At 41.3% G+C, this 26632-nt stretch carries 23 protein-coding genes; 12 read left to right on the top strand and 11 right to left on the bottom strand.

What is annotated here, in order from left to right; all coding sequences use genetic code 11:
* Positions 1-15: 15 nt before the first annotated feature.
* From IWX76_RS13405 to IWX76_RS13390, 4 genes are all read left to right on the top strand, one after another.
* The gene (locus IWX76_RS13405) at positions 16-1137 is read left to right on the top strand and encodes a Gfo/Idh/MocA family protein (RefSeq protein WP_196860462.1); all 1122 of its coding nucleotides are present in this window, start codon (positions 16-18) and stop codon (positions 1135-1137) included.
* Positions 1138-1140: 3 nt separating this feature from the next.
* The gene (locus tag IWX76_RS13400; RefSeq protein WP_196860461.1) at positions 1141-1605 is read left to right on the top strand and encodes a VOC family protein; all 465 of its coding nucleotides are present in this window, start codon (positions 1141-1143) and stop codon (positions 1603-1605) included.
* Between the two features lie 168 nt (positions 1606-1773).
* The gene (locus IWX76_RS13395) at positions 1774-4236 is read left to right on the top strand and encodes a TonB-dependent receptor domain-containing protein (protein WP_196860460.1); all 2463 of its coding nucleotides are present in this window, start codon (positions 1774-1776) and stop codon (positions 4234-4236) included.
* A 41-nt stretch (positions 4237-4277) separates the two neighbouring features.
* Positions 4278-4469 carry a hypothetical protein gene (locus IWX76_RS13390; RefSeq protein WP_196860459.1) on the top strand — a complete coding sequence of 64 codons (192 nt, stop codon included), beginning with the start codon at positions 4278-4280 and terminating at the stop codon, positions 4467-4469.
* A 17-nt stretch (positions 4470-4486) separates the two neighbouring features.
* On the opposite strand, the gene IWX76_RS13385 is transcribed toward IWX76_RS13390, so the two are convergent.
* Entirely contained in the window at positions 4487-6022 is a 1536-nt protein-coding gene (locus IWX76_RS13385; RefSeq protein ID WP_334641923.1) for an alpha-L-fucosidase, read from the bottom strand.
* Between the two features lie 199 nt (positions 6023-6221).
* Here IWX76_RS13385 and IWX76_RS13380 point away from each other — a divergent pair, with 199 nt between their 5' ends.
* From IWX76_RS13380 to IWX76_RS13360, 5 genes are read left to right on the top strand one after another with little or no spacing between them, the layout of a single operon-like run.
* Positions 6222-8666, top strand: coding sequence for a glycoside hydrolase family 95 protein (locus IWX76_RS13380; protein ID WP_196860458.1), 2445 nt, complete (start codon positions 6222-6224; stop codon positions 8664-8666).
* A gap of 36 nt (positions 8667-8702) precedes the next feature.
* Entirely contained in the window at positions 8703-10034 is a 1332-nt protein-coding gene (locus tag IWX76_RS13375) for a voltage-gated chloride channel family protein (RefSeq protein WP_334641921.1), read from the top strand.
* 38 nt (positions 10035-10072) lie between these two features.
* Complete coding sequence (locus IWX76_RS13370; RefSeq protein WP_196860457.1) at positions 10073-11809, top strand: ABC transporter ATP-binding protein; 1737 nt, start codon at positions 10073-10075, stop codon at positions 11807-11809.
* Positions 11793-13553: an ABC transporter ATP-binding protein gene (locus tag IWX76_RS13365; protein WP_196860456.1), complete on the top strand. Its 1761-nt coding sequence runs from the start codon at positions 11793-11795 to the stop codon at positions 13551-13553. Before IWX76_RS13370 ends, IWX76_RS13365 begins: the two co-directional genes overlap by 17 nt.
* Positions 13553-14467, top strand: coding sequence for an EamA family transporter (locus IWX76_RS13360; RefSeq protein ID WP_334641919.1), 915 nt, complete (start codon positions 13553-13555; stop codon positions 14465-14467). The genes IWX76_RS13365 and IWX76_RS13360 overlap by 1 nt, the downstream gene beginning before the upstream one ends.
* Positions 14468-14649: 182 nt before the next feature.
* Here IWX76_RS13360 and IWX76_RS13355 read toward each other — a convergent pair whose 3' ends face one another.
* Together IWX76_RS13355 and IWX76_RS13350 are read right to left on the bottom strand one after the other, a co-directional pair.
* Positions 14650-14937: a hypothetical protein gene (locus tag IWX76_RS13355; protein WP_196860454.1), complete on the bottom strand. Its 288-nt coding sequence runs from the start codon at positions 14935-14937 to the stop codon at positions 14650-14652.
* 1 nt (position 14938) lies between these two features.
* Positions 14939-15175, bottom strand: a complete 237-nt coding sequence (locus IWX76_RS13350) for a hypothetical protein (RefSeq protein ID WP_196860453.1) — start codon at positions 15173-15175, stop codon at positions 14939-14941.
* A 158-nt stretch (positions 15176-15333) separates the two neighbouring features.
* Between IWX76_RS13350 and IWX76_RS13345 the strand changes: the two genes are divergently transcribed.
* Entirely contained in the window at positions 15334-15543 is a 210-nt protein-coding gene (locus IWX76_RS13345) for a zinc ribbon domain-containing protein YjdM (RefSeq protein WP_196860451.1), read from the top strand.
* A 23-nt stretch (positions 15544-15566) separates the two neighbouring features.
* On the opposite strand, the gene IWX76_RS13340 is transcribed toward IWX76_RS13345, so the two are convergent.
* The 7 genes from IWX76_RS13340 to IWX76_RS13310 are packed head-to-tail and all read right to left on the bottom strand — an operon-like array spanning position 15567 to position 20938.
* Entirely contained in the window at positions 15567-16244 is a 678-nt protein-coding gene (locus tag IWX76_RS13340; protein WP_196860449.1) for a lycopene cyclase domain-containing protein, read from the bottom strand.
* Positions 16241-16693, bottom strand: a complete 453-nt coding sequence (locus tag IWX76_RS13335) for a sterol desaturase family protein (RefSeq protein ID WP_196860447.1) — start codon at positions 16691-16693, stop codon at positions 16241-16243. Before IWX76_RS13335 ends, IWX76_RS13340 begins: the two co-directional genes overlap by 4 nt.
* Positions 16675-17211, bottom strand: coding sequence for an isopentenyl-diphosphate Delta-isomerase (gene idi / locus IWX76_RS13330; protein WP_196860445.1), 537 nt, complete (start codon positions 17209-17211; stop codon positions 16675-16677). The genes IWX76_RS13335 and idi overlap by 19 nt, the downstream gene beginning before the upstream one ends.
* On the bottom strand, positions 17196-17711 hold the full coding sequence (locus tag IWX76_RS13325) for a hypothetical protein (RefSeq protein WP_196860443.1): 516 nt from the start codon (positions 17709-17711) through the stop codon (positions 17196-17198). The genes idi and IWX76_RS13325 overlap by 16 nt, the downstream gene beginning before the upstream one ends.
* Positions 17708-18544 carry a phytoene/squalene synthase family protein gene (locus tag IWX76_RS13320; RefSeq protein WP_196860441.1) on the bottom strand — a complete coding sequence of 279 codons (837 nt, stop codon included), beginning with the start codon at positions 18542-18544 and terminating at the stop codon, positions 17708-17710. The genes IWX76_RS13325 and IWX76_RS13320 overlap by 4 nt, the downstream gene beginning before the upstream one ends.
* A complete protein-coding gene (locus tag IWX76_RS13315) occupies positions 18541-20040 on the bottom strand; it encodes a phytoene desaturase family protein (protein WP_196860439.1) in 1500 nt (499 codons plus the stop codon). The genes IWX76_RS13320 and IWX76_RS13315 overlap by 4 nt, the downstream gene beginning before the upstream one ends.
* Positions 20041-20047: 7 nt before the next feature.
* On the bottom strand, positions 20048-20938 hold the full coding sequence (locus tag IWX76_RS13310) for a MerR family transcriptional regulator (protein WP_196860437.1): 891 nt from the start codon (positions 20936-20938) through the stop codon (positions 20048-20050).
* Positions 20939-21096: 158 nt separating this feature from the next.
* Here IWX76_RS13310 and IWX76_RS13305 point away from each other — a divergent pair, with 158 nt between their 5' ends.
* Both IWX76_RS13305 and IWX76_RS13300 read left to right on the top strand, forming a co-directional pair.
* Positions 21097-22953, top strand: a complete 1857-nt coding sequence (locus tag IWX76_RS13305; RefSeq protein ID WP_196860435.1) for a PAS domain-containing sensor histidine kinase — start codon at positions 21097-21099, stop codon at positions 22951-22953.
* A gap of 37 nt (positions 22954-22990) precedes the next feature.
* Positions 22991-25162 carry a S46 family peptidase gene (locus IWX76_RS13300; protein WP_196860433.1) on the top strand — a complete coding sequence of 724 codons (2172 nt, stop codon included), beginning with the start codon at positions 22991-22993 and terminating at the stop codon, positions 25160-25162.
* A 468-nt stretch (positions 25163-25630) separates the two neighbouring features.
* On the opposite strand, the gene IWX76_RS13295 is transcribed toward IWX76_RS13300, so the two are convergent.
* Complete coding sequence (locus IWX76_RS13295) at positions 25631-26632, bottom strand: MlaD family protein (RefSeq protein WP_196860431.1); 1002 nt, start codon at positions 26630-26632, stop codon at positions 25631-25633.

The raw sequence follows: 26632 nt of genomic DNA, 5'->3' as shown, positions 1-26632 counted from the left end.
AATAATAATCAATATATGGATTCACGTCGCAAATTTCTTCAAAAGCTGGCCTTACCGGCTTTAGCACTTCCTTTTCTGCCATTACCAAGTTGGGCAAATCTCCAAAAGCCAACGCTTATTCCATACCAGGGGCCAGTACTCAGGGTGGCTATCATGGGTTTAGGTGGTTATGGAACCCGCGTAGCCGAAGCCATGAAAGATTGTAAGAAAGCTAAGCTGGTCGGTGTAATTAGTGGTACTCCAGCCAAGATAAAAACCTGGCAATCCAAATATGGCATACCTGCTAAAAATTGTTATAACTACGAAAATTTTGATGAGGTAAAAAACAACCCGGATATTGATGCCATTTATGTAATCACACCTAATGCACTCCATCACAACCAAGTGATCCGTTCAGCAAAAGCCGGAAAACATGTTATTTGTGAGAAACCGATGGCCGTGAATGCTAAGGAAGGACAGGAGATGGTTGACGCCTGTAAAAAGGCTAACGTGAAATTGCTGGTAGGTTACCGAATGCATTTTGAACCAAAAACATTAGAAATTATCCGCATGCGCAAAGCTGGGGAATTGGGTAAAATAACCTTTTTTCAGGGGCTAGTGGGTTTCAAAGTAGGAGATCCTAACCAGTGGCGTTTAAGTAAAGAACTAGCTGGAGGCGGATCACTCATGGATATTGGCATATATGCCATCAATGGTGCCCGTTATATGGTAGGTGAGGAGCCAATGTGGGTTACCGCGCAGGAAACCAAGACTGATCCCGCAATGTTTAAAAAAGATGTTGATGAGACCATTCAATTTCAGTTCGGCTTTCCTGGTGGCGCTGTGGCATCATGTCTGTCTACTTACAACATGAATAACCTTGATAAATTCTTCTTAAATGGAAATGATGGATTCGCTGAAATGCAGCCTTCCACCAATTACGGGCCTATTAAAGCGCGTACCCATCAAGGAGAACTCAGCCACCCCCACGTAACCCACCAAACGGTACAAATGGATGAAATGGCAGAAATCATTCTTAACGGCAAACAACCAATAGTCCCTGTTGATGGGGAAGAAGGTTTAAAAGACCTTAAGATCATCGATGCCATATATGAAGCGGTGCAAACCGGTAATAAAGTTTCCCTTAAATTATCATAACCTATGAAAGTTACTTTAGCAGCATTCCTTTTATTTACGTTTTCCTTCCTATCCATGAACAAAGCCCATGCACAGGCAGATGCGCCTGTAAGTGCCAAACTTAATCACATTGCTGTTTATGTATCTGATCTGGCCAAAAGCAAATCTTTTTACCACTCCTTATTAAATCTGCCAATAATAGATGAACCTTTTAAAGATGGTAAACATGTTTGGTTCACCCTTGGTGCTGCTGGTCAGCTACACCTGATCCAGGGTGAGTTCGAAAAGCAGAAATTTAATAAAAATGAGCATTTGTGTTTTAGTGTCAATTCCATTGACCAGTTTATTGCCAAATTAGACAAACAAAAAATTGAGTACAGCAATTGGCCTGGCACGGCTAAAGAACCAACTTTAAGGGTAGATGGTGTAAAACAAATCTACTTTCAGGATCCTGACGGCCATTGGCTGGAAATCAACGACGACTACTAGTTTTTAGGTATAAGTTTAATGGGTGTAAATTTTTTTAAATTTCTGTGTAACGAAATGCCGTTTAAAGGCATCTTATAAACAGAAAATAGCTCGTAAAAAATCACCCATTAATTCACGTATTCTCAGAATACGCTACCAGGCGTGTGTGGAATACCTATGCTTAAAAAAATGAAAAAGTATACGATTTTACTATTCGCCCTATACAGTTTCTGTAGCTTGAGATTAGTCCACGCTCAAACCAGCGTGAAATCAGGGGCCATATCCGGTAAAGTACTGGATGAAAAGAAACAAGCCTTTCCTTACGCCACCATCGGCTTATTAAATGCTAAAGACTCAACTGCGGTTCAGGGTACCTTAACCAAAGAAAATGGACAATATGAGTTCAAGGACATTGCTCTTGGAAATTACCTGGTTTCCATCTATGTAGTGGGCTATAAAAAAGTGTTTAAAGGTCCTTTCGCATTAAATTCAGCAAAATCTGCTTATCTGGTGGAGGCTGTGCAGCTGATTCCTGATGCCAAACAGTTGCAAGGTGTGGAAATTGTTAAACAAAAGCCTTTGGTGGAAAGGCAACTGGATAAAACCGTGCTTAATGTAGAAAACAGTACACTGGCGGTAGGAAATACAGCACTGGATATTCTGGAAAAATCGCCAGGTGTAAGTGTCGATAAAGATGGCAACATTAGCCTGAGAGGTAAACAAGGGGTAACGGTCATGCTTGATGGAAAACCGACATATCTATCGTCAGAGCAATTAGCCAATTTACTGCGCTCCATGGAGGGCAGTGCCATAAAATCCATTGAGTTGATTACCAACCCCTCCGCCAAATACGATGCGGCCGGAAATTCAGGAATTATTAACATTAAGCTGAAAAAAAACAGTAATTACGGCACCAACGGTACAATTTTCGCCGGTAGTGGTTATGGCACTTATTACAAAGCCAACGGTGGTTTTACCTTAAATCATCGCAAAGAAAAGTTTAATGTTTTTGGCAATGTTGATTATGGACGCAATAAGCGATTTAATGACCTTGACATCTATCGGGTGAATAATACCTTACAAGATCAAACGATCTTTGACCAAACCAGTAATAACATCAGAAACCGTAACAACAGTAATTATAAAGCTGGTGTCGATTACTTTCTCAACGATAAAAATACCATCGGGTTTGTGTTTACGGGCTACAACAGCAATGGGGATAGCAATGCCGATGTGTTAACTTTAATTGGCAGCACTCCCGCTGTGGGCGACTCCTCAGTGGTGGCTAAAAATCTGTCTAATTCAAAGTATACTGGCATGACGTTTAACGTGAATTATAAAAGCGTTATAGATACCCTCGGACAAGAACTTACCATTGATGCAGACTTTGCGCAGTATGATGGTATCGAAGAAAATGCATTTGATAACCTTTATCTTAATTCGGGAGGGCAACAAAGCAGGGCGCCTTATTTATTCCAGAACGGAACGCCTTCCATAGTTAAAATCTGGTCTGGAAAAGTAGATTACACCTATCCTTTAAACAAGGATATGAAACTAGAAACAGGTGTAAAAACAAGCTTTGTTTCTACTGACAATAACTATAAGTTTTTAAATTTCAATCACAACAATAACCTCTGGGAAAATGATCCCACCAGAAGCAATCAGTTTATTTACGATGAAAATATTAATGCAGCTTACATTAATATAAACCGGAAGTTTAAAAGCACCAGTGTTCAAGTAGGACTAAGGGCAGAGCAAACTAATTCAAAAGGAAATTCGGTCACTGAAAGCCGCATTGTGAAACGCGATTACCTGAATTTTTTCCCAAGTATATTCCTAAACCAGGACATTTCTAAAAACCATTCCATGGGCTTGTCCTATAGCCGAAGAATTGATCGTCCCGATTATGGTTCCCTAAATCCATTTGTTTATTATGTTGATTTATATTCTTACCAATTTGGAAACCCTTTTTTAAAGCCTCAATACACCAATTCATTTGAGCTGTCTTATTCCTTTAAAAAGACTTTAAATGCCACTTTAGGTTACAGTCATACCAGCGATGTCATTACAGAAGTATTGTTATCTGATACTGCTAAAAAGACAATTTTTATTTCTAATGAAAATCTGGCTACCCAGGATTCATATAATTTAAACATCAGTTCTCCCTTACCTATTACCAAGTGGTGGAGTACCAATAATAACTTAACTGTGTTTTACAACCGGTTTGAATCACCCAACTTAGCAAATGCACCTTATAAAAGCGGACGGCTGGCTTTTAATTTTAACACGAACCAAACCATCACCATTAACCCAACTACAAACTTCGAGTTATCAGGTTTTTTTGTTTCCAAACAAGTTTATGGAACCTTATTAATAGACCCCATGTATGCCATAGATATGGGGCTGAGCAAAAACTTTATGGATAAAAAATTGAACATTAAGTTAGCCGCCAACGATGTTTTTAATATCCGCAAAAATAAAATCACCAGTGCTTTACCATCCCAAAATTATTTGGTCAGGATAAAATGGGAAAGCCAGGTTTTTCGTGCCACCGTTACTTACCGTTTTGGGAGCACCAATATCAAGGGTGCCCGAGAAAGGTCTAGCAGCGCAGATGCAGAAGCAAGACGTGTAAAATCAGGAGCGCAGTAAAATAATCAACTGCGTTCCTGTTAAATGCTTACTTTTGTAACATGGAAGTGAGACTAGATAAAAGCAGCCTGCCTGAAGACAGACAAGAGGTTAAATTTCAAACCACGATCGATGAAGATTATGGCACCTGGCAGGAAGGTACCTACCTGGCTAAAGAAGAATACATCGTGGTATCGAGAACGGAAATCTATGACATGTGGGGTGATGTAGTGCGCTGGGAGCCCAGAAACTAAAATTAGGCTCCCAAGCTTTATTCTACCAATTTATAAATTCCCATCTCTGCGATTGTGGGATTTAATCGCGAGGAGGTGATCCGCAAACGAAGTTTTTCCGCCTGTACTACTGGAAAACGTAATAGTCTTTTAAAACCAACGGTGGTTCCTTCTGTAATTTTCTTCCATTCCTGTCCATCCTGATACTCCAATACAAAAGCCTCGATTCGTTGACCTACCGTAATGTTTTCCTGGATGGAGAACACATCAAATGTCTGTGGTCCCTGCAAATGGATCTCTATGCTGGCGGTCGTATCTGTACCTTTGGTTATCCAGTGGCTGTCAAATTTAGCATCATTTAAAGCCCTGGTGTTTTTACCATTCACACTTTTAAAGGTTGCGCCTTTCATTAGGTTTGTTTTGAACGTGCTTTCAATTAACCTATTCCATTCCTGCAGATTTTTCTCGTCATTTTCATGAATCAAGCCTCTTTGATCCGGTGGAATATTCAAAAGTAAAACCCCATTGCGGCCAACAGAATTAAAATAAATGTCCAGCAACTTCTCGGGCGTTTTTACCTGTTTATCCTCTTCCGGATGGTAAAACCAGCCCGGTCTAATGGATACATCTGTTTCTGCAGGGTACCATACCAGTCCCGTGGCGCCTTTAATCTTCTCGCGGCTGCCAATATCGGCTGCCATCTGATCAATTTCCGGCTTGATGATCTCATTAGTCTGCGATCCTGCGGCAATCTGCTCCTGCGAAGTGTTAGTTGTAGGCACCACACTCCATTCCGTGGCACGACCATAACCACTTTCCGTACCTACCCAACGCACATCAGGCCCCATCACGGCAATTACTGCCTCAGGTTGCAAATCTCTGATGACCTTGTACCAGCGTGGAAAATCATATACTTGTTTCTTTCCGTTCGGGCCTTCACCATTTGCCCCGTCAAACCATACCTCATCAATTTTTCCGTATTGTGTTAATAACTCTGTGAGTTGCTTAACAAACAAATCGTTATAAGCAGCGGTGCCATAGCTAGGCGAGTTTCTGTCCCATGGCGAAACATATACGCCGAAACCTAAACCATATGCTGCACAGGCAGCAGCCAGTTCTTTAACCACATCGCCCTGGCCATTTTTCCAGGGACTACTTTTTACAGAGTGATCGGTTGTTTTTGTTGGCCAAAGGCAAAAGCCATCATGATGTTTTGCTGTTAAAATGATTTGTTTAATGCCTGCTTCTTTACAAACCCTTGCCCATTGCCTGGCGTCTAAGGCCGTAGGATTAAATGATTTAGGGTCTTCCTTTCCATCGCCCCATTCCCGGTTGGTAAAGGTGTTGATCCCGAAATGAATAAAGGCTGTAAGTTCCAGTTTCTGCCACCGCAACTGGGCATTAGTAGGAGTAACCTGCGCTGCTTTACGAATAATATCAGCTTCAGTATCATTTGGCGAAATGGTGATGGATGGGTTGTTTTTCTTTAAACGTTGTGCATCTGCGCAAAGCGGACTGCCCACTATAATCAGGCTGGCCATGGCCATCATGCATCGGTATCTGGTTTTAATCATCTTGGTTGTTTATATCTGCAAAATGCAGCAAGGTTCATGTTGGTTGAATGCTTAGGCTAACATAATCAATTAGGAACAATTTTCTAAAATAAGCCTGTAATTCTTTAACATAGTTATTGGAATACAGCATTAAAATATTTATCATTACCTGAAGGGGAGACTGCAGCCAGACTTATCCTTCTATTTATAGACGACAACCATGGAATTTAAGCGTTATACCGTATTTGCCCTTCTTACATTATTTTCTTTAACTCCCCTTTTTGCACAGCAAGGCGCTCAGGAGATCACCTTTAAAAAACCTGCTGCTCATTATTTGGAAGCCTTGCCATTAGGTAATGGCCACATTGGGGCGATGGACTTTGGTGGTACCAACCGCAATAGAATATTGCTTAACGAAAAAACACTTTGGTCAGGTGGTATTCAGGATGCAGATAGCGATAGCGCCCATCGTTACCTGCCTGCCATTCAAAACTTCCTTTTAAAAGGCGATAATAAAGCTGCACAAGAGTTATTACAGCAGAAATTTGTGAGTAAAGGCAATGGTAGTGGTTACGGTCAGGGTGCCAATGATAATTATGGAAGTTACCAGACCCTGGGTGATCTGTTTATAGAATGGAAAGATACCACTACAAACGTAAGCGATTATCACCGGAAATTGCAATTAGACAAGGCCCTGGCAACTACTACCTGGAAACGTAATGGCACCACTTTTACCCAGGAAACTTTTGTCAGCCTGTCTGGCAATTACATGGCCATCAAAATCACTGCATCCAAAAAAAACAAGATTAACTTGTCTTTACAGTTAAATAGAAAGGAACATGCGAAGTTAAGTCAGGCCCAGGGTTTACTATTTATGCAAGGACAACTGCCGCATAAGGATAAACCAGGGATGCGCTTTGCTGCGGCCATGCGCCCGGTGGTTAAGGGTGGACGGATACAATTGTCTCCAGATAAAGCAGACATCATCAATGCAAACGAATTGGTGATTTATTTCTCGGCAGCTACTGATTATAACCTGCAGGATCCGGCTAAACCATTGGCCAATCCGCTGGAGAAAGTGATCCGTAACCTGCCAAAACAAATTGATCAGGACTATGCAAAAGCCAAAACCCAACATGTAAAAGCTTTTCAAAGTTTTTATAACCGCAATAGCTTTTCCTTAAATCAGGTGGAGCCACAAATAGCTAAACTGAGTACGCCAGAACGCCTCATTGCCTTTTCAAAAGGGGATGCCGATGCGCAGTTGCCCGTATTATACTATAACTTCGGAAAATACCTATTGATTTCCAGCTCACAGCCGGGCACCTTGCCCTCCAATTTACAAGGCATTTGGGCTCCTGAATACCAGGCCCCCTGGAATGGTGATTACCATTTGAACATTAACCTGCAAATGAACTACTGGTTGGCTGAACCTATGGGTTTGGGAGATCTCGCCGAACCTTTGTTTGAATTTACCGCTGGATTAGTAGAGCCAGGAATGAAAACTGCAAAAGCTTATTACAATGCTCCGGGATGGGTTGCGCATGTATTAGCCAATCCCTGGAAATTTACGTCACCTGGTGAAGGTGCTGATTGGGGATCAACCTTAACTGGTGGCGCCTGGTTATGCGAACACATCTGGGAACATTACCGCTATACTAAAGATGAAAACTTTTTAAGAAAATACTACCCTGTATTAAAGGGGTCTGCACAGTTTTTATCGTCTATTTTAATAAAAGAGCCTAAAAACGGCTGGCTGGTTACCGCACCTTCCAATTCACCAGAACATGCTTACATCATGCCTAATGGCTTTAAAGGAAACACCGCCATGGGACCGACGATGGACATGCAGATATGTCGTGAAACGTTTGACTACGTGATCGCTGCGGCCGACATCTTAAATGTTGATCAGGCCTGGTCAGACTCCTTGAAAGTGACCCGGTCTAAATTGGCGCCCTTACAGATCGGCGCCGCCGGTGATATCAATGAATGGTTAGAAGATTGGAAAGATGGCGAGCCTACCCACCGCCATGTTTCGCATTTATATGGATTACATCCCTATGATGAAATTACGCCTTGGGACAACCCAGAAATGGCCGCTGCAGCCAGGGTAACGCTTGCTCAACGTGGTGATGGGGGTACAGGTTGGTCTAAAGCCTGGAAAATTAACTTCTGGAGCCGCTTAGGCGATGGCGACCATGCTTTACTGTTGCTTAAACAGTTGTTAACTCCGGTTGGTAAAATTGATGGTGTTGATTACGGTAATGGAGGTGGTACATACCCCAACCTTTTCTGTGGCCATCCGCCTTTTCAAATTGATGGAAACTTTGGCGGTGCCGCAGGCATTGCCGAAATGCTGGTGCAAAGTCACGGCAAAGACGAGGTAATCCGTTTATTGCCAGCCTTACCATCGGCAGCAGCCTGGCAACAGGGAAGTTTAAAAGGGTTTAAAACCCGTGGAGCTTTTCATGTCGACATCGACTGGAAAGACGGAAAAGTAGAAAAAGCGATGTTAAGGGCTACCCATGCCGGAACAGCCAAATTATACCTGCCGGCAGGAAAAGCAGTAGCAGATGCGGCAGGAAAAGTATTAATCGGCAAAAAAGATAATGCGGCAGTGGTTAGTTTTGAAGTGGCTAAAGGTGCAACTTATCATATCAGCTAAAATGTATATGTTGTTAACAATCGAATACATCGGAAGGTGAAAAAAACAGTACTGCTTATTATTCCGCTTGCTATAGCTATTGGCAGTGTGGTCGCGCTGTTTTTGGTCTTACTTCACCTGGCTATACGATGGCGCTTTGATCACCCCTGGTTGTTATACCTGCTGCCCATTGCCGGATTGGCCATTCACTACCTTTACCAAGGTGTAGGGCGCTCGTCTGAAAGAGGGAATAACCTTATTCTTGAAGAAATATACCGGCCTGCTGCTGGGGTACCCGGTTATATGGCCCCAATTATCCTACTGGCTACAGTCATTACCCACCTTTTCGGAGGGTCTGCTGGCCGCGAGGGCACAGCTGTTCAAATTGGAGTAAGCATTGCGGCAAAGTTTGGTCAGCGGTTTAACTTAAACAGGCAACAAAAACGAACGCTATTAACCTGTGGTATGGCGGCAGGCTTTGGCGCCGTTTTCGGCACACCATTTACCGGAGCTATTTTTGCCATCGAAGTCTTAACCCTTGGTCGAATAAATTATAAAGACCTGGTTACCTGTTTGCTGGCAAGTCTTATTGCCGATTTTACCGTCACCACCTGGGGCGTTCAGCACACCCCATATCATATTGACCAGGCGGTTAAAGCCATTTATCTATGGCAGGGTTTTCTACCAGCAAATACCTTGATCGTATTACAGATTTTTGCGGTGGCCATCGTATTCGGTGCAGCCAGTCTATTATTTGCTACCCTTACCCGCCGATTAAAAAGTTTGTTTACAAAGTTGATTAAAGTGAAATGGCTCATCCCGGTTCTGGGTGGCTTGCTACTCATTTTATTTGCCTGGATCAATGGAAAGCCAGATTACCTTAGTTTAGGTGTGGAAGCTGAATATCCAGGCGCCATCACCATTACCAGTGCTTTCCAAGCCGGTGGTGCCGATACCTGGAGCTGGTTATGGAAAACGGTTTACACCTCAACTACCCTGGCCACAGGTTTCAAGGGGGGAGAGGTTACGCCATTATTTTATATAGGGGCAACACTTGGAAATACTTTAGCAACCCTAATCAATGCGCCCATCAGCCTCTTCGCAGCATTGGGTTTCCTGGCCGTATTTGCTGGTGCCACCAAAACGCCATTAGCCTGCACCGTCATGGGCATGGAAATTTTTGGGCCAGCATATACCATTTTCTTTGCTATAGCCTGTTTTACGGCTTACTTTTTTAGTGGGCATACCGGAATATATTCTTCGCAGCGCCGCAGTCGCCATAGCCTCAAGGGAGTTTCCAATCAACCAATGGATAAATTTTTACGATATATTCACATTAAACTGGATAAATACAGGTTTAAATTCTCTGGTCATAAAAAATCAAAGTAATTTAGCAAGCTAAACTTTGCTTTGCCCAGGCAGTCATTATGGAAACAACTAAAAAGGAAAAAAAAGCAAGTATATTTAGCTTACTTAAGCCTTACCGGCGGCTAATTTTTCTTCTCATCTTTCTCGCTCTCCTCAGTAATGGCATCAATTTGCTATTACCTACCATCATTGCCGGGGGTATAGATGCTTTTACCAATGGCGTATTTGAAATAGAGCCCATATTAATAACCTTTTCCGTAGCCATAGTGCTGGTGTTTATCTTCACCTACCTGCAAAGTATCGTGCAAACCTATGCTTCAGAACGGGTGGCCAAAGACCTGCGGACCAAACTGTCTGACCAGATTTCGCGCCAAAGTCACAGTTATATCGAACAGGCTAATCCCTCCAAATTACTTACCAATTTAACAGGCGATGTGGATGCGATCAAGATGTTCGTATCACAGGCCATTGTATCCATCGCTTCTTCTGCTTTTTTAATTATAGGATCCAGCATCTTGTTGCTGATGATTAACTGGAAACTGGCCCTGATCATCATCGCCATAATCCCTATCATCGGTATTACCTTTTACATGGTGCTCCGTAAAGTGAAGGTGTTGTTCAAAAGAAGTAAAGAAGTGATTGATTGGTTAAATAAAGTGATCAACGAAAGCGTCTTAGGTTCTTCCATCATCCGTGTCATCAATTCACAGCAATTAGAATACAACAAATTTTTAGCAGCAAATACCGAAGCACGGGATCTAGGCCTCGCCATATTGCGGTTATTCGCCGGATTAATACCTGCCATCGTTTTTGTGTCTAACATGGCCGCTTTGTCCATCCTCGCCCTTGGGGGACACTTTGTTATTCAGGGCAGCATGACCCTGGGTGAGTTTGCTGCTTTCAATAGTTACCTGGCTTTGCTTATTTTCCCCATCCTGGTGATTGGTTTCATGAGTAATGTCATCGCACAGGCTACAGCATCTTACCAGCGCATTGAAAATGTGCTTCATACGGCAGAGATTCTGGAAACGGGTTCCATTACGGAAGTCATCAGGGGAGACCTGGAGCTTAAGGACGTTTCGCTTTATTACGGACAAAAACCAGCTTTAAAAAATATCTCTTTCTCTTTAAAAGCAGGATCAAAAACGGCAATTATTGGTCCTACAGCGGCTGGAAAAACGCAGTTATTGTATCTTCTGACAAACCTCATTAAGCCGGCATCTGGTGAAGTGCTGTTTGACGGACAGCCCTTGGCAGATTATAACCAGGACGCTTTCCACCGCCAGGTGGGTTTTGTGTTTCAGGACAGCATCATGTTCAACTTGAGTATTCGCGAAAATATTGCTTTTAGTGATACGGTAACCGATGCATCACTAGCTAAAGCGATTGAAACCGCCGAGCTTTCCGATTTTATCGATGCCTTGCCCGAAAAGCTAAATACCATCGTCTCTGAACGCGGCTCAAGCCTTTCTGGCGGACAAAAACAAAGAATCATGCTGGCCAGGGCACTTGCGCTTAATCCAAAAATATTACTGCTCGACGATTTTACTGCCCGCGTAGATGCACCAACCGAAAAACGCATTTTAGCCAATGTGCAGCGCAATTACCCGGGTTTAACTTTACTGTCTGTTACCCAGAAAATTGCTGCCGTAACGCATTACGACAAAGTGATTTTATTGATGCAAGGCGAAATAATTGCCGAAGGCACACATGCAGAACTGATTAAAAGTAGCCCTGAATATGTTCAGATCTACACTTCACAACAGAGTACAAGCAATTATGAACTACAATCTTAACCAGGCTACTGCACAACAGGAAAAGAAGTCGACCTTAACGGCTTTGAAGAAACTGCTGCAGCTGATCAGCACAGAGCGCAATAACCTGCTCAAAGCCATGGTTGCCATACTCCTAAATTCAGGTTTGCTGTTGTTAGGTCCTTTCCTTATCGGTTATACCATAGATCATTACATTCGTACTGGTCAATATGACGGTGTCCTTATGTTTACAGGTATACTATTCATCATGTATTTGATTACCCTGGCTACAGGTTACTTACAAACCAAATTGATGGGGGGGGTAGGACAGCGCATGTTGTATACACTTAGAAACGCCATTTTTACTAAGATTCAGGAATTGCCAGTTGGCTTTTTTAATCAGAATAAATCAGGCGACCTGATTTCCAGGGTCAATAACGATACGGATAAGTTAAACCAGTTTTTTAGTCAGGCGTTAATGCAGTTTATCGGCAGTATTGTCACCATGGTGGGAGCTGGCATATTTTTATTGGCCATTAATTGGAAATTGGGTTTAGCCACACTGGCACCTGCTGTACTTATCCTGATTTTTACCGCTATTTTATCGCCTTGGGTAAAACGTAAAAATGCCGTTAACCTTAAAAGTACCGGTAACCTGAGTGGCGAGATTCAGGAAAGTTTACAAAACTTTAAGGTGATCATCGCCTTCAACCGCCGCGATTACTTCAGGAAGAAGTTTGATGAGGTCAACCAGGAAAACTATAAAACTGCCATCGGTGCTGGTTTAGCCAATAATATCTTTGCGCCAGTTTATGGACTGTTGGCCAGTTTTGCTCAATTAATTGTCTTGCTTTACGGGATCTACCTGATTTCCATAGGCCAGTTTACCATTGGTTTGCTGGTCAGTTACCTGTCTTACGCCACTAACTTTTATAATCCTTTACGTCAGTTAGCTGCATTGTGGGCTAATTTCCAAGTGGCCATGGCCGGGTGGGACAGGATCTCCAACATCCTGTCGATGGAGAACGACCTCGTGGATGTTAAACCAGGCATCGCAAATCCTGACGCACCGCTATTGGCCTTCAAAGACGTGCACTTCGGTTACGAAGGAGGTAAGGAAATTCTGCACAACATTAATTTCGAATTAGAAAAAGGAAAAACTTACGCGCTTATTGGCCCAACAGGTGGCGGTAAAACGACTACTGCATCCTTAATTGCTCGTTTATACGATCCTACAGCGGGTACAGTTTTTCTAGAAGGGCAAGATATCCGATCTTTCTCCACCGAAGAGCGCACCAATAAAATTGGCTTCATCCTTCAGGAACCCTTCCTGTTTACTGGCAGCGTTAAAGACAACATCATTTACGGCAACCCATTATATAGGAACTATTCTCCTCAACAGTTAGCCGAAGTCATTGCCGCTGCTCAACTCAGCGAACTGCTGGCAATTTTTGATGAAGGACTGGATACCATGATTAGTTCCGGATCTGATAACATCAGTTTGGGGCAGAAACAAATCATTGCCTTCATGCGGGCGGTATTGCGCAAGCCGGCATTGCTCATTCTCGATGAGGCCACCGCAAATATCGATACCATCACGGAGCAATTATTAAGTGATATATTGAAAAAGCTTCCCAAAGAAACGACGCTGGTCATCATCGCTCACCGGTTAAACACTATTCAAAACGCAGATGAGATCTTTTTTGTGAATTCGGGTGAAGTGAAAAAAGCAGGAACCCTGCGCCATGCTATGGACATGTTGTTAGACGGAAAAAGAATAAGTTAATGATGCAGAAAAGTACTTTTAAATATTACGCGGCAGGTATTGTTGCCTTTGTGGTTTGGGGCGGTTTTGCGATCCCGTTGAAAGCCCTGAGCGCTTACCCCTCCATGCAGATTCTGGAGTACCGGGTATTTACAGCCTTACTCTTACTGGCGGTTATTATCCTTACTTTTGGTCGTGCCAACCTAAAAAAAGACATCAAGGTGTTTAAAACACTTTCGCGAACCGGCAGGACTAAATTAGGAGGACTTATCTTTCTTTCCTCCATTTTATTGATGGTCAACTGGTTTACCTTTATCTATGCTGTTAATAATGTCAGCCTGACTTCGGCTGCCTTTGCTTATATGGTTTGCCCGTTGTTAACCGCCCTGGGTGGCTTTTTCATTCTTAAAGAAAAACTGACCAGGGTAAAGCTAATAGGAATGGCCATCGCTATATTTAGTATATTGCTTTTAGCTACAGGCTCCCTTCGCGAAGTATTGTGGTCCATAGGAATAGCTTCTGTATACGCCATTTACCTCATCATCCAACGGTTTATTACCCAGGTAAATAGTTTAAATATGTTGGGGATTAACCTGGCCATTTCAGCACTGTTTATGCTGCCTTATTTTTTTGTCAATGCTGCTCCAATACCAGATGCTGTTGATTTCTGGTTACTTATTCTTGTTGTGGCGCTGGTGTTTACCATCGTTCCACTCTTTTTAAACCTGTATGCACTGATTGAGCTTCCTTCGTCTACACTTGGGATTATTATGTATATCAACCCCATCATCGCTTTTTTAATTGCTTTTATCCATTTTAAAGAGCCCTATCACACCAATCAGTTGTTAGCCTATAGTTTACTCTTTGTGGCGGTGATTGTGTTCAATTTGGGTGTTTTTAAAGGGCGTAACGGGCAAGCTAAAATTACTTCTTAACAGGCGCAGGTCAGTTCCCTTGTGGTTATTGTTAAAGCCAAACATGCGAGATACATGGCTTGAGCCTGGCTCGAACTTCGCTCAGGATTTTCCGAATGTGTATGCTGCTAGACCGGAGCCAGCTAGCTGGTAAGTGTGACGTTACCTGCAAGGACACTATAATGAAATATAGGTGAGTTTATTTAAGGGGAAATAGCATAACATTTAATTTCACCACCATAACCATAGATTACTGCTCGTTGGAACACGACTTGTTTGGCGTTATCCTTTAAGTTGAGTACAGGCCATAAATTTACAATTCCACTCAGGAATTCATTTGGATTGTCGATTTTATAATCTTCAAATCTTTTAACGACAATCGGATATATGACCAGTTTATTTGCAAAATCTTTTTTAAAATCTATGGCATTAGCAGTCGCCGTTAAATCTTCACCTGTTTTGATAAAGCGTTTTAAATTATCAGACATCATATCACTGAAATACACCCCGATCTACTTTACCTGCTGCATTAAAGGAAAGGCTCATTGAAAAAATATACACATGTTCGCTTGGCGTTGCGAACAAACTGTCAGTGTTTATATGTTTACCAAGAATTTTGACGATGGCAGTCCTATAATCTCTCGGTTGAGGCACAGAGGGAATAGCCTGGCTTTTAGCGAAATTGGTGTTTAAAGCAAAGAAGAGTGTTAAATAAACAAGTGATTTCATAAGCCATTACAGTAATATAACGATGAGCAAGACAGTTGATAATATAGAGGTCATATGCTTCTATAAACAAAATAGATAATTTTAATCAATTTAAATGATTTCTTTATATTTGCTGAAGTTAAATTATTATTAATTTGTTATATACTTAGTAAATTAGAATGGAAGTTAAAGATGCAAATGGTAACCTGCTTTCCGATGGGGATTCAGTAGTGGTGATGAAAACTTTAAAAGTAAAAGGCTCTTCAATGACCGTTAAAAAAGGTGCAGTAGTAAAAAGAATCAGGTTAACCGACGATCCGGATGAAGTAGATTGTAAGGTAGATGGGACAAGCATCGTTTTAAGAACAGAATTCCTTAAAAAACAATAGATAGGTGATAAAAGAAAAGAGGCTTAAGCCTCTTTTCTTTTATAAATCAATAAGTTCATCAGCACCATGGCCATGCCATAAAAAACATCCTCAACAGGGATGGTTAATATCCTTAAGCCGAAGATCTCTTCTTCGTTGTACCACACTACCGGGTTCTCCAGGCCAGTGCCGGTTAACACACCATTCACAATTAAAAAAGGAAACAGCAGGATGCCGTAAATGAGGTAAAACTTGAGCAACCAATTTACCTTTAATACATATTTAGCCAGAATCAATAATAGCGCTGGGCATATAAATGCAAAGAGTGTATAGGTTTGTTTATAAAACAGCACCGAAACGAATAGGGAACTGGTGATAAAAAAGGTAGTTAGCCATTTTTCAAGGACCTGAGATAAAGGTTTCTTGATAAATAGATCTATGCAATGGTAAGTATATACACAGGCATAGGGGATACAAAAAAAGAAAAGAATCTCTTCCAGGGGAAGGTGGCCAAAAAAGATGCCCAGGGTATATTGTTCATTAAACCCCCAGATGCCTAATCCCGTGAAATAGTTGTCCCATAAAACGAAAAACAACCCTGTAATAACCACTGCCGGAAAAAAGGAGCGCCAGGTTTTATAAAAGTTTAGTTTGGGGTGAAAGGAAAAAATAAAGGGTACAATAATGGTGAAAAAGTTAACCAGGAGGTAGGTATACTTCATGACTTGAAATACTTAAGCGGTACCCACAACATTCCGAAACATTCGCCATGTTCCTTATTTACATGTTTATGATGCATTTTATGTGCCCTTCGCAGCGCCTTAAAATAACGGTTATCCGTCTTTCTCAAAAACTTAAAACGTTGGTGAATAAAGATATCGTGTATAAAAAAATATGCTGCACCATAGGCCGTTATGCCTATACCTATATATAAAGCCAGCTGCACATTATATAAGCTACCCAAAGCCAGGCATATAATACCCGGAATAGCAAAAATAAGGAAGAAAAAATCGTTACGCTCGAAAAAACCAGGGTGGTCTTTCTGGTGATGATCGCTGTGTAAAAACCAGCATAAGCCATGCATAACATATTTGTGTGTAAACCAGGCAACACCTTCCATTAACATAAAAGTAACGAGTACTACAAGCACTTTTACAACCCAGCTGTCCATAATTTCAATTCTTTATATTCAACCATTTTATTAAAACATATTTTTAACCAGGCGCTATACTGCTCCGGGTTATCGTTCAATTCCTGATATAATGTAGATAAACTTACATATTTATAGGCCGCCACTTCTTCTGGATTCGGCTGTGGTAATTCATCAGACTGTCCGAAAAATACATGGTCATATTCATGCTCGATCAAATCATTGGAAAAGGCCGCTTCATAAGTGAAGGGAAATCCATAAACCAACGCAGTTTCCATCCCCATTTCTTCCTGTAAACGGCGGTTCGCCGCATCGATTAGGGATTCGCCAGGTTTGGGGTGACTGCAACACGTATTTGTCCACAACCCTGCAGAATGGTACTTCTCTAATGCACGCTGCTGCAAGAGCAACTCCTGGCGATGATTAAAGATAAACACAGAAAATGCCCGGTGAAGCGCGCCGATAAGGTGTGCTTCCTGTTTTTCCATCGTTCCAATCTGGTTATCACCTTCGTCAACAAGTATTACGTGGTCTTCCATTTTTTTAACTTATTCAGTTCTTCCGGGGTACAAAGTTTTGTGCTCCTTAAATGTTTTACGGTCCTGTTTCTCAGGTCTGTATCCTTTATGTTCTCTAGTTGTGCAATCAACAGCTTTTTATCTTCCTCAATGTGTTTAGAATAGCCTAACACCGCTGGTACACTGGTTTGTATGGCAAAACGGAGATAACGCAGTTCGAAATTGTTCACATCCGATTGTATTGCTTCTTCCATCATTGCCCTACCTTGTTTAAATTTATTCCATCGTGACATGGGATTAAACATGTGTTTGGCTTCAATCATGGTCGATACGCCGCGGTATCCTTTAATCACAGTATTGTTATCGCCATATTGTGCTAACGCTGCCTTTAACTGCGTATTAGCCTTTTTGCTCTCTGCTGCCTGCACCAATAGGTTCCTGATATCAACAAGCGATGGCTTGTTCATGTTGCTTACTGCTGGGTTAACTAAAAACGTAAAAAGGAGGAGTAATATTTTCATAGAAAATTCATTTTGTATCTGATCATGGAATCAAACATCAATCCAATTTTATGGGGATTGGAGATTCGAATGCGTCTGTCCATAATTTCATTCGCTGATATACTTTTGATCTTGTTAAAAAGCTCTTTATAATAAATATAGGATAAATAAACTCCGCTTCTGGACGATAGTGGCAATTGTTTGATCCCAATCAGCGCCAGTCGGAATTCTTCTTCTATTTCTTCTTCAATACATTTCTTTTGATAATCTGAGAAATTGCCCAGATCTACACCAGGGAAATAATTACGGTTCAAAAGTAGGTAATCTGCTTTTACGTCGCGTAAAAAGTTTACCTTTTGAAAAGTAGAACCTAATTTCATAGCAAAAGGCTTTAAACGCTCGTAAAAAGCCTTGTCGCCATCTGTAAAGACATGTAAACACATCAGGCCTACCACTTCGGCCGAACCCAATATATAACTTTCATACTTATCACGACTGTATACCGCAGGTTCCAGGTCCATTTCCATGCTATTGAGGAAGTCGTGGATCAAGGAATGTTCAATCTGGTATTCATTGACCACCTTCTGAAAAGAATTCAACACCGGGTTTAAACTGATGCCCTGTGCAATGGCTTCAAAACAATCGCGCTTAAATTTATCCAAAAGGTATTTCTTGTCGTACTCATGAAAGCTGTCAACAATTTCATCAGCAAACCTAACGAAACCATAAATAGCATAAATAGGTCCTCTGATTTTTTTACTCAAAAAGTAGATCCCCAGGGAGAAACTAGTGCTGTACCTTCTGGTTGTAATCTTGCTGCACTCTGCCGACAGCTGGTCAAATAGTTCTTTCATCGTGCATTTTGATTAAGCTCTTTTATTAATTCTTTAGCGGCTACTTTACCCGAAATCAGAGAAGGCGGAACGCCCGGTCCGGGGACCGTCAACTGTCCTGCATAAAATAAGTTGCTTACCTTTTTGTTTCTAATCGATGGTTTTAGGTTAGCCGTTTGCATGAGGGTATTGGCCAGGCCATAAGCATTACCCTTGTACGAATGGTAGTCATCCACAAAGTCGCGCACACAATAACTTTTTTTATAGACAATATCCTGACGGATGTCTTGATTGCAATACGTTTCCAATCTATCGAGGATCATGTCAAAATAGGTTTCCCGTTGCACATGATCATCTGTTAAACCCGGAGCAATGGGTACCAACAGAAATATATTTTCATGTCCTTCTGGAGCTACCGTATGGTCTGTTTTAGAAGGGCAGCAGACATAAAAGAGTGGTTTAGATGGCCATTTTGGGTCCTTGTAAATCTCCTGGGCATGAACTTTAAGGTCTTCATCAAAAAACAAATTATGGTGTTCCAACCGGTTTACCTGCGTTTTAATCCCCAGATAAAAGATCAGGCAAGACGGTGCTAATACACGGCTTTCCCAATAGCTGCTGCTATAGTTTCTATATTGCGGCAATAATAAGTGCTGTTCGATGTGGTGGTAATCACCAGAGGCCAGCACTGCATCGAAAGTGGTAGTTCTTTTGGTAGTCGTCAGCGTATCTACTTTGTTATTCTGTACATGGATGTGGCTTACCGCCTCATTCAGGTGGAAAGTAACGCCAAGACGTTCGCAAATGGATTTCATGGCATTAATCACTTCACCAAAACCACCGGTAGGATACCAGGTGCCTAATTTTAATCCGGCATAATTCATCAGGCTATATAAAGCAGGGGTATCTTCGGGTGTAGCACCTAAAAAAAGCACCGGAAACTCCATCAAAGCAATCAGGTGGGGGTGCTTAAAGTGTTTACGCACATGTTTGCTGAAAGAAGTAAACACCTGTAGCTTAAATACCCCTTTAATCAGGTCGGCATCCATAAACTCTAATAAGGATAAGCCTGGTTTTTGCACCAGTTTTTCCATGCCCACTTTATACTTAAAGGCAGCTTCCTCCATAAACACGTCAAGTTTTGCTGCACTTCCCGGTTCAAGGCTTTCAAAAAGCGCTCGCAAACTGGTATAATCGGCAGGGATGTTCAACACATCTGCTTTGTCGAATACCACAGCAAAAGAAGGGTCCAATAGGCTTAGTGAGTAAAAATCACTGGCCCGGTAACCAAAGTCTTTGAAAAATTGCTCAAACACATCAGGCATCCAATACCAGCTTGGTCCCATATCAAAAACATAACCATCAGTTTTTAGTTGCCTGGCACGGCCGCCCACCTGTTCGTTTTTTTCAAATACCTCTACCTGATGACCAGCCTTTGCCAGATAGGCAGCTGCACTCAGTCCGGCGAAGCCTGACCCGATAACGGCAATATGTTTATTTTTAACGGTGCTGTGCATATATTAATTAAGAGATGGGATGGATGTATTTTTCAAGGTCGCCAATGCTTTTAAACCAGCTTACATGATCAGGCAATTTTATTTCAGAAAGTAGTCTGCTGTTGCCCGCCAGGTGTATCCGACCTGAAGTAAACTGAAGGGCTAATTCATTAATATAATGCTGAGCATCGGTTACTAAACGTGCATGTGTCATAAAAAACAGTAAATGGTCAACCTGATTATCGTTTATGGCTAGCTTTAAGGAGCTTATGGGTACATGGCTTCCTAAATATATCACTTTTTGTTGGGCATTTCGCAAAACATATTTCGCAAATAATAAACCAATGTCGTGTCCTTCGTCTTCTGGTAAGAATAATAACCAGGTGGAACCCGATGGGTTACCAGACGGCAGGCTATCGATTACACTGAAAAGTTTTTGGCGGATGAGGTTAGACAGAAAATGTTCTTGCGCCGGACATATTTTATCCTGCTGCCACATCATGCCCAGGCGGTTGAGCAAGGGGTAAATGACCTGCTCATAAGCCTTGTTTAAATGATGCTGTTTTATAGCTTGCGATAATACCTTGTTAAATGCTAGTTCATTATAAGCCAGTCCGTCTATTAAAAGCTGATTGATGTAATGTTCAAATTCGCCCGTTGTGGCACGACTTTGATCTATAGTTTGTTGAATGATGTTGTTGATTTCTTCATTACTTAGCGCACAGGCCTGTGATATTTTAATACCTGAATGGTTTAAGGTGACCAGGTTCAGCAACCTTCGTAACTGTTCATCATCGTAATAACGCGTATTTCCCGCAGATCGATGGGGTGTTAAAGCCTTATACCGCTGTTCCCATATCCTGATCGTGTGGGATTGAACCCCCGAAAGTTTCTCCAGATCAGCTATAGAATACTTCATTAGTATTTAATTTGTGTAGATTTATACTTATAAATTTAAACAAACATACGATAAATTAGTTTTACTCTTTTGATGATTGTACCGAAATATGCTTATTTTTAAAACATATCGCGATATCCTGAAGTATCTAAAACTAAATGCTTTAAACAAACGACTTAATGACTGAGGCCACCATTTCCGAATTCGATCAAGAAAACATATACAAAACTATTGTACATACCGCAGAAATAGGTGTTTGTACACTGGACCTTAACCATAAAATTAATTTTGTCAATAACAAAATGATGGAGCTTCTAGGTTACCAAAGAGAGGAACTGATCGGGCTTGACTTTTCAGCAGTGCTGCCGGCTACTGAACAGGAAGAATTGATGTCGCTGATCAAGAATGGTAAACAGGGTCTGAAAGCCAGAGAGGAGGTGCAATACATCACTAAAAATGGAGGCTCCATTTGGACGAACACCACAGCTAGTCCGATGTACGACCAGCAGGGGAAATACAAGGGGGCGCTGGCCATGGTTACGGATATTACGACGCGTAAAGCAGAAATAGAGGTCATAAAAAATAGTGAAGCACAATTCAGGTCTTTTTTTGAGAACAGCATGGACGGCTTTTTACTCACCATACCCAACGAAAGAATATTCGCTGCTAATCCCGCTGCCTGTGCATTATTTCAAATGTCTGAAGAAGAGATTTGTAAATTAACTCCTGAATACATTTTCACCTTTGCAGAGCCTAAATTGCTGGAGATTTTAAAAACTCGAAACCGCTTGGGCCGTGCCAAAGCAGAAGTGCTTTTTGTGCAAAAGGATGGTAAGGAAATTCCTGGCGAAGTGACTACTGTGCTATTTAAAGATGCCAGGGGCAAGGAACAGTCGAGTATCATCATCAGGGATATCTCCGACCGCAGTCATCGTGAAATTGCGGAACAGACCCTGGAACGCAGTGAAGCAAATTTGCGCACTATTTTTAATAATACGGATGTGGGGTATGTGTTGGTTGATGCCGATTTAAAAGTGCTCTCCTATAACAGTTTGGCTATTGATATTTCCATGCTCCAGGGTTATAAATATCCACAGGAAGGGGAGAGCATATTGGAATATTTCGATCCGGAACGGCATGAATTGATTCAAAATGTAGCCGATCGCGTGTTACTGGGTGAAAAAATTGAATATGAGGTGAGCCGTGTAGAACCTGATGGCAGCGATAAGTGGTATAACCTGTGCTGGATACCCATCACCGGTGAGGACAAGCAAAATATGGGCTTGCTTTTGTCTATTGCAGATATTACTAAAGTTAAAGTTGCGGCTATTCAAAGTGAAAAAATTACCGCCGAGTTGTTGCAGCGGAATAAAGACCTTGAAGAGTTTACTTATGTGGTTTCTCATAACCTAAGGGCTCCGGTTGCCAATATTATTGGCCTTGCTGCGCTTCTTGAAGATGTGATTGGGGATAGCGAGGGGGCTGGAGAACTGGTTAAAAGTTTATCAGTAAGTATAAAAAAACTAGATGGCGTAATTAGTGACCTCAACCATGTTTTACAACTGCGCGAACAGCTGAATGAAGGTAGGGAAAGTGTAGACCTTCAGCAATTAATAAACGACCTCCAGTTAAGCATCAACCACCTGATTGTAAAACATCGGGTAAGTCTGTCCAGTGATTTTACCAAAGTTCAGATGTTGACTACTGTAAAAAGTTATATCCACAGTATTTTCTATAACCTGGTCTCCAATAGCATCCGTTACCGGAGGTCAGGTGTACCACCAGTTATCACCATCAAAAGTGAAGCACTACCTGGCGCTGTAAAATTCACCTTTGAAGATAATGGGAAAGGTATCGATATGGAAAAAGATGGCGATAGTTTGTTCGGATTATATAAACGTATAGATACTTCTGTAGAGGGGAAGGGCTTAGGGCTTTACCTGGTTAAAACTCAAATTAAAGCTTTAAATGGTTCCATTGCAGTAGAAAGCGAAGTGAACAGAGGAACTAGATTTATACTGACCTTACCTTTGTAACCATATCTTATTACCTTTGCGGTAAATTATGATATTTATGAAAAAACTAGTCTATCTGCTATTGTTGGCGATTACATGCTCGTTCGCTAACACCGCAAAGGCAGATGAGGGAATGTGGATCCCCATGCTGATCGGTAAAAATCAAGAGCAAATGAAAAAGCAGGGCTTTAAACTATCGGCCGAAGATTTATACCGTGCCAATGGTTCCAGCCTTAAAGATGCCATCGTTCATTTCGGTGGTTTCTGTACAGGAGAGATTGTTTCCGACAAAGGTTTGATCTTTACCAACCACCACTGTGGTTATGATGCCATCGCGTCAAACTCCACAGCACAAAACAACATTCTTGACAATGGTTTCTATGCTAAAAACTATGGCGAAGAAAAACCAATTGATGGTTTGTTCGTTCGTTTCCTGTTGAAAATGGAAGATGTTACGCCACAGGTTTTAAATGCAACCAAAGGTTTAACAGGTGAAGCAAAAGATGCTAAAATGAAAGAAATTTTTGCTTCCTTAAGCAAAGCTGCCGCAACCAATCCTAACCTGGAAGCGAATGTTAAAGATTTTTATAAATCAAACCAATTTATTCTATTTGTGTATGAACGCTTTGACGACATTCGTCTGGTAGGCGCTCCGCCACAAAATATTGGTAAATATGGTGGTGATACCGATAATTGGGAATGGCCACGCCAAACTGGCGACTTCTCTGTTTTCCGTGTGTATGCTGGAAAAGGTAATGCACCTGCGAAATATGATGTGAGCAATACACCTTATACCCCAAAGAAATTTTTACCTGTATCGATTAAAGGAGTGAAAAATGGTGATTTTGCAATGGTTTATGGTTACCCTGGTCGCACAGACCGTTATTTAACATCGTATGGCGTAGATTTAGCGACAGAAAAAGTTAACCCAACGATCGTGAAATTGCGTAACATCCGCCTTACTTCCTGGAAAGAGGATATGGATAAATCCGTGGATACACGTTTAAAACTTTCTTCACAATACGCCAGTATTGCCAACTATTGGAAATACTATATTGGCCAGACTGAACAGCTGAAAAGACTTAAAGTTTCTGATAGTAAAAGAGTCGAAGAAAAAGCATTTACCGACTGGGCTGCAGAAAAAACAGAATTTGCTGGATTAATGGAGCAGTATGATGCCATTTATAAAACCTTAACACCGATAGCGGTGCAAAGGACCTATATTAACGAAGGTTTCCTAGCTTCTGCATGGGTGCCACAGGCCATCACTACAGGTAACACTTTATTAAAATTAAGCATTAGCAGAGGCGATGAAGCCTTTAATAAACAGGTGCAGGAAAAAATGGCTTCTACTTTAGCCAAATACACTTCTACCTATACAGAGAAAGCTGATAAAAAGATTTTTGCTAAAATTCTGGCTTCTTTTTACCAGGATGTACCCGTTAAATCTCAGCCTAAGTTTTTTGCAGAAATTGCAGAAAAATACTGGACTGGTAACCCGGAAACTACTTTTCAAAAATATGCTGATTACCTATGGGAAAACAGTCATTTCATCAGACCTGAAAAGTTGAAGGCTTTTATTGCCACCAATCCATCACAAGAGGATGTTAAAAAAGACCCGGGATACCAATGGGCTATTAACCTGGTTCCTGCTGATTATATTGCCAATAACTTTGGTTCAGTCGTATCAGATTTTGAAACGAAAAAGGCAGAATTGGATCATTTATATTTAAAAGCGATTCTGGAGAAAAACAAAGGAAAACTGATGTATCCTGATGCCAACTCCACCATGCGTATTTCTTATGGTCAGGTACAGGATTACTCTCCGAAAAATGGGATTACTTACCAGCCTACCACGACCATGGAAGGCGTGATGCAGAAATATATTCCAGGAGACAGCGAATTTGATTTGCCAGCTAACCTGATTGAAAACGCTAAGAAAAAGAATTACGGTCGCTACGGAAATGACGGTACCTTAACGGTAAACTTCATCTCCAACAATGACATTACCGGCGGTAATTCAGGTTCGCCTGTGTTGAACGCAAATGGCGAGCTGATCGGTTTAGCTTTTGATGGTAATTGGGAAGCCATGAGCGGTGATATCGCTTTTGACAAACAATTTAAAAGAACCATCAGTGTCGACATCCGGTATGTGCTTTGGTGCATTGAGGTGTTAGGCGGTGCTAAAAACATTATTGATGAATTAGATATCAGGGGAGCGAAAAAATAACCACCTGATCATTATGACCATAAAAAAGAGGCTGTATCATTTTTGCAAAATGATCAGCCTCTTTTTAGTTTAAAGAAACTCGAGAATAATTCTGCCTGAATATAGGTTGGAAACTACTTGGATGTATAATGTATCCGTGTTTTTCTAGAAAAACATATATTCAACACGGATTCATGTCGTATTCATCTCGCTTTTATTAGAAGCTTGACTTGGGTCAAAATCAGGGGGATCCTAACTGAAAATTATTTCTGATCTTTATTATATAATAATATATATTTCGTTATTATAAATATATTAACCCTAATCATGAAAATAACTGTTTAGGGCATCGCAAGGAGCGTCCCGTGTCTTTAAAAAAGCAGTGCCTGTCATCCTCGTTTAGGAGACAGGCACTGCTTTTTTATGGTATTTGTTATTAGGTATAAAGAAGTTTGGCTGCGTTTGCCGACAGCTGATTAGCTTACTAAATTAATTTGTGTTTTCTTGTAATTCTTCCTTTGCTTTAGCTTCTTCTTTTGCTTTCTTTTTGAAGTAACCCCTAAATAGAAAATTGCTTTGTAAGGCTTTCAAATCTTCATCCAGTTTCTGACTGCTGGTTTCCAGGTTAGTCATAATAGATTTAACCTGTTGCGCAGTTGCAGGGTCATTAATCAACAGACCAACCGCATTGTCAGTTTGATTGAACTTAGCAGAAGCTTTGTTTAAGTTTTCCGTCATCACTGCAGCAGACTTCGTCGTGTTTTGCAATTCGGCAACGGAGCGTTGTAATTGTGCAAAAACAGCGGTATCCGTCATTAATTTATCGGCAAGACCACCTTTAGTGTTCAATTTTCTTGAAAACTGATCTAGTTCCGCCGCTATTTTGTTAGAAGCCAGGGTAGTGGTTTGCAGGTTAGCCACAATGGCTTTAAAATTTTGTGCAATCTGTTCGTCGGCTAATAAAGCACCGGCAGCACCTTTACCTTCCACCAGGTTTTTCGACAGGGTTTTGAAATCGTTGGTAATGTCAACCAGGTTTTTGTTGTTCACCTGAAAGGTTTTCATGATCTCATCGGTAGATAAGGTAGTACTCACCCTCAGCTGGTCGCCATCTTCAATAAAGGGAAGTTTCTCGCTTCCGCCGGTCAGCACAATGATCTTTGCACCAATTAACCCATCCGATCCAATACTGGCGGTTGCATCCTTGTGGATATATTTATGCGCTTCTTCGTCAATGCTGATAACAACCTGTACTTGTGAAGTTCCGTAGAATTGGATTTTCTTAATGGTACCGATTTTTACTCCGGAGAACCAAACATTGTTGCCGGCTTTTAAACCCTGGATATCATCGAACAGGATGCTCAAGCTAATGCTTTTGGTAAACGCTTTCTTTTGGCCACCCAGGGTAAATACCCCAAGAATAAAGATGGCCAGACCTATAAATACAAAAATGCCAACCGTTATTTGACGCCGTTTATCTGTTACTTGCAT

It is taken from the genome of Pedobacter sp. CAN_A7 (genome assembly GCF_015752175.1).
Lineage (GTDB): Bacteria > Bacteroidota > Bacteroidia > Sphingobacteriales > Sphingobacteriaceae > Pedobacter.
The sequence above is the reverse complement of the archived record's forward strand: the minus strand, read 5'-3'. Positions and strand labels throughout refer to the sequence as shown.

What these genes read in the sequence shown, in the direction of transcription:
- IWX76_RS13385 (WP_334641923.1), bottom strand. Translation starts at nt 6,022, where the DNA reads ATGATTAAAACCAGATACCGATGCATGATGGCCATGGCCAGCCTGATT.
- IWX76_RS13320 (WP_196860441.1), bottom strand. Translation starts at nt 18,544, where the DNA reads ATGAAAGAACTATTTGACCAGCTGTCGGCAGAGTGCAGCAAGATTACA.
- IWX76_RS13365 (WP_196860456.1), top strand. Translation starts at nt 11,793, where the DNA reads ATGAACTACAATCTTAACCAGGCTACTGCACAACAGGAAAAGAAGTCG.
- IWX76_RS13380 (WP_196860458.1), top strand. Translation starts at nt 6,222, where the DNA reads ATGGAATTTAAGCGTTATACCGTATTTGCCCTTCTTACATTATTTTCT.
- idi (WP_196860445.1), bottom strand. Translation starts at nt 17,211, where the DNA reads ATGGAAGACCACGTAATACTTGTTGACGAAGGTGATAACCAGATTGGA.
- IWX76_RS13355 (WP_196860454.1), bottom strand. Translation starts at nt 14,937, where the DNA reads ATGATGTCTGATAATTTAAAACGCTTTATCAAAACAGGTGAAGATTTA.
- IWX76_RS13325 (WP_196860443.1), bottom strand. Translation starts at nt 17,711, where the DNA reads ATGAAAATATTACTCCTCCTTTTTACGTTTTTAGTTAACCCAGCAGTA.
- IWX76_RS13340 (WP_196860449.1), bottom strand. Translation starts at nt 16,244, where the DNA reads ATGAAGTATACCTACCTCCTGGTTAACTTTTTCACCATTATTGTACCC.
- IWX76_RS13300 (WP_196860433.1), top strand. Translation starts at nt 22,991, where the DNA reads ATGAAAAAACTAGTCTATCTGCTATTGTTGGCGATTACATGCTCGTTC.
- IWX76_RS13370 (WP_196860457.1), top strand. Translation starts at nt 10,073, where the DNA reads ATGGAAACAACTAAAAAGGAAAAAAAAGCAAGTATATTTAGCTTACTT.
- IWX76_RS13310 (WP_196860437.1), bottom strand. Translation starts at nt 20,938, where the DNA reads ATGAAGTATTCTATAGCTGATCTGGAGAAACTTTCGGGGGTTCAATCC.
- IWX76_RS13400 (WP_196860461.1), top strand. Translation starts at nt 1,141, where the DNA reads ATGAAAGTTACTTTAGCAGCATTCCTTTTATTTACGTTTTCCTTCCTA.
- IWX76_RS13305 (WP_196860435.1), top strand. Translation starts at nt 21,097, where the DNA reads ATGACTGAGGCCACCATTTCCGAATTCGATCAAGAAAACATATACAAA.
- IWX76_RS13405 (WP_196860462.1), top strand. Translation starts at nt 16, where the DNA reads ATGGATTCACGTCGCAAATTTCTTCAAAAGCTGGCCTTACCGGCTTTA.
- IWX76_RS13350 (WP_196860453.1), bottom strand. Translation starts at nt 15,175, where the DNA reads ATGAAATCACTTGTTTATTTAACACTCTTCTTTGCTTTAAACACCAAT.
- IWX76_RS13295 (WP_196860431.1), bottom strand. Translation starts at nt 26,632, where the DNA reads ATGCAAGTAACAGATAAACGGCGTCAAATAACGGTTGGCATTTTTGTA.
- IWX76_RS13315 (WP_196860439.1), bottom strand. Translation starts at nt 20,040, where the DNA reads ATGCACAGCACCGTTAAAAATAAACATATTGCCGTTATCGGGTCAGGC.
- IWX76_RS13390 (WP_196860459.1), top strand. Translation starts at nt 4,278, where the DNA reads ATGGAAGTGAGACTAGATAAAAGCAGCCTGCCTGAAGACAGACAAGAG.
- IWX76_RS13345 (WP_196860451.1), top strand. Translation starts at nt 15,334, where the DNA reads ATGGAAGTTAAAGATGCAAATGGTAACCTGCTTTCCGATGGGGATTCA.
- IWX76_RS13335 (WP_196860447.1), bottom strand. Translation starts at nt 16,693, where the DNA reads ATGGACAGCTGGGTTGTAAAAGTGCTTGTAGTACTCGTTACTTTTATG.
- IWX76_RS13395 (WP_196860460.1), top strand. Translation starts at nt 1,774, where the DNA reads ATGAAAAAGTATACGATTTTACTATTCGCCCTATACAGTTTCTGTAGC.
- IWX76_RS13360 (WP_334641919.1), top strand. Translation starts at nt 13,553, where the DNA reads ATGATGCAGAAAAGTACTTTTAAATATTACGCGGCAGGTATTGTTGCC.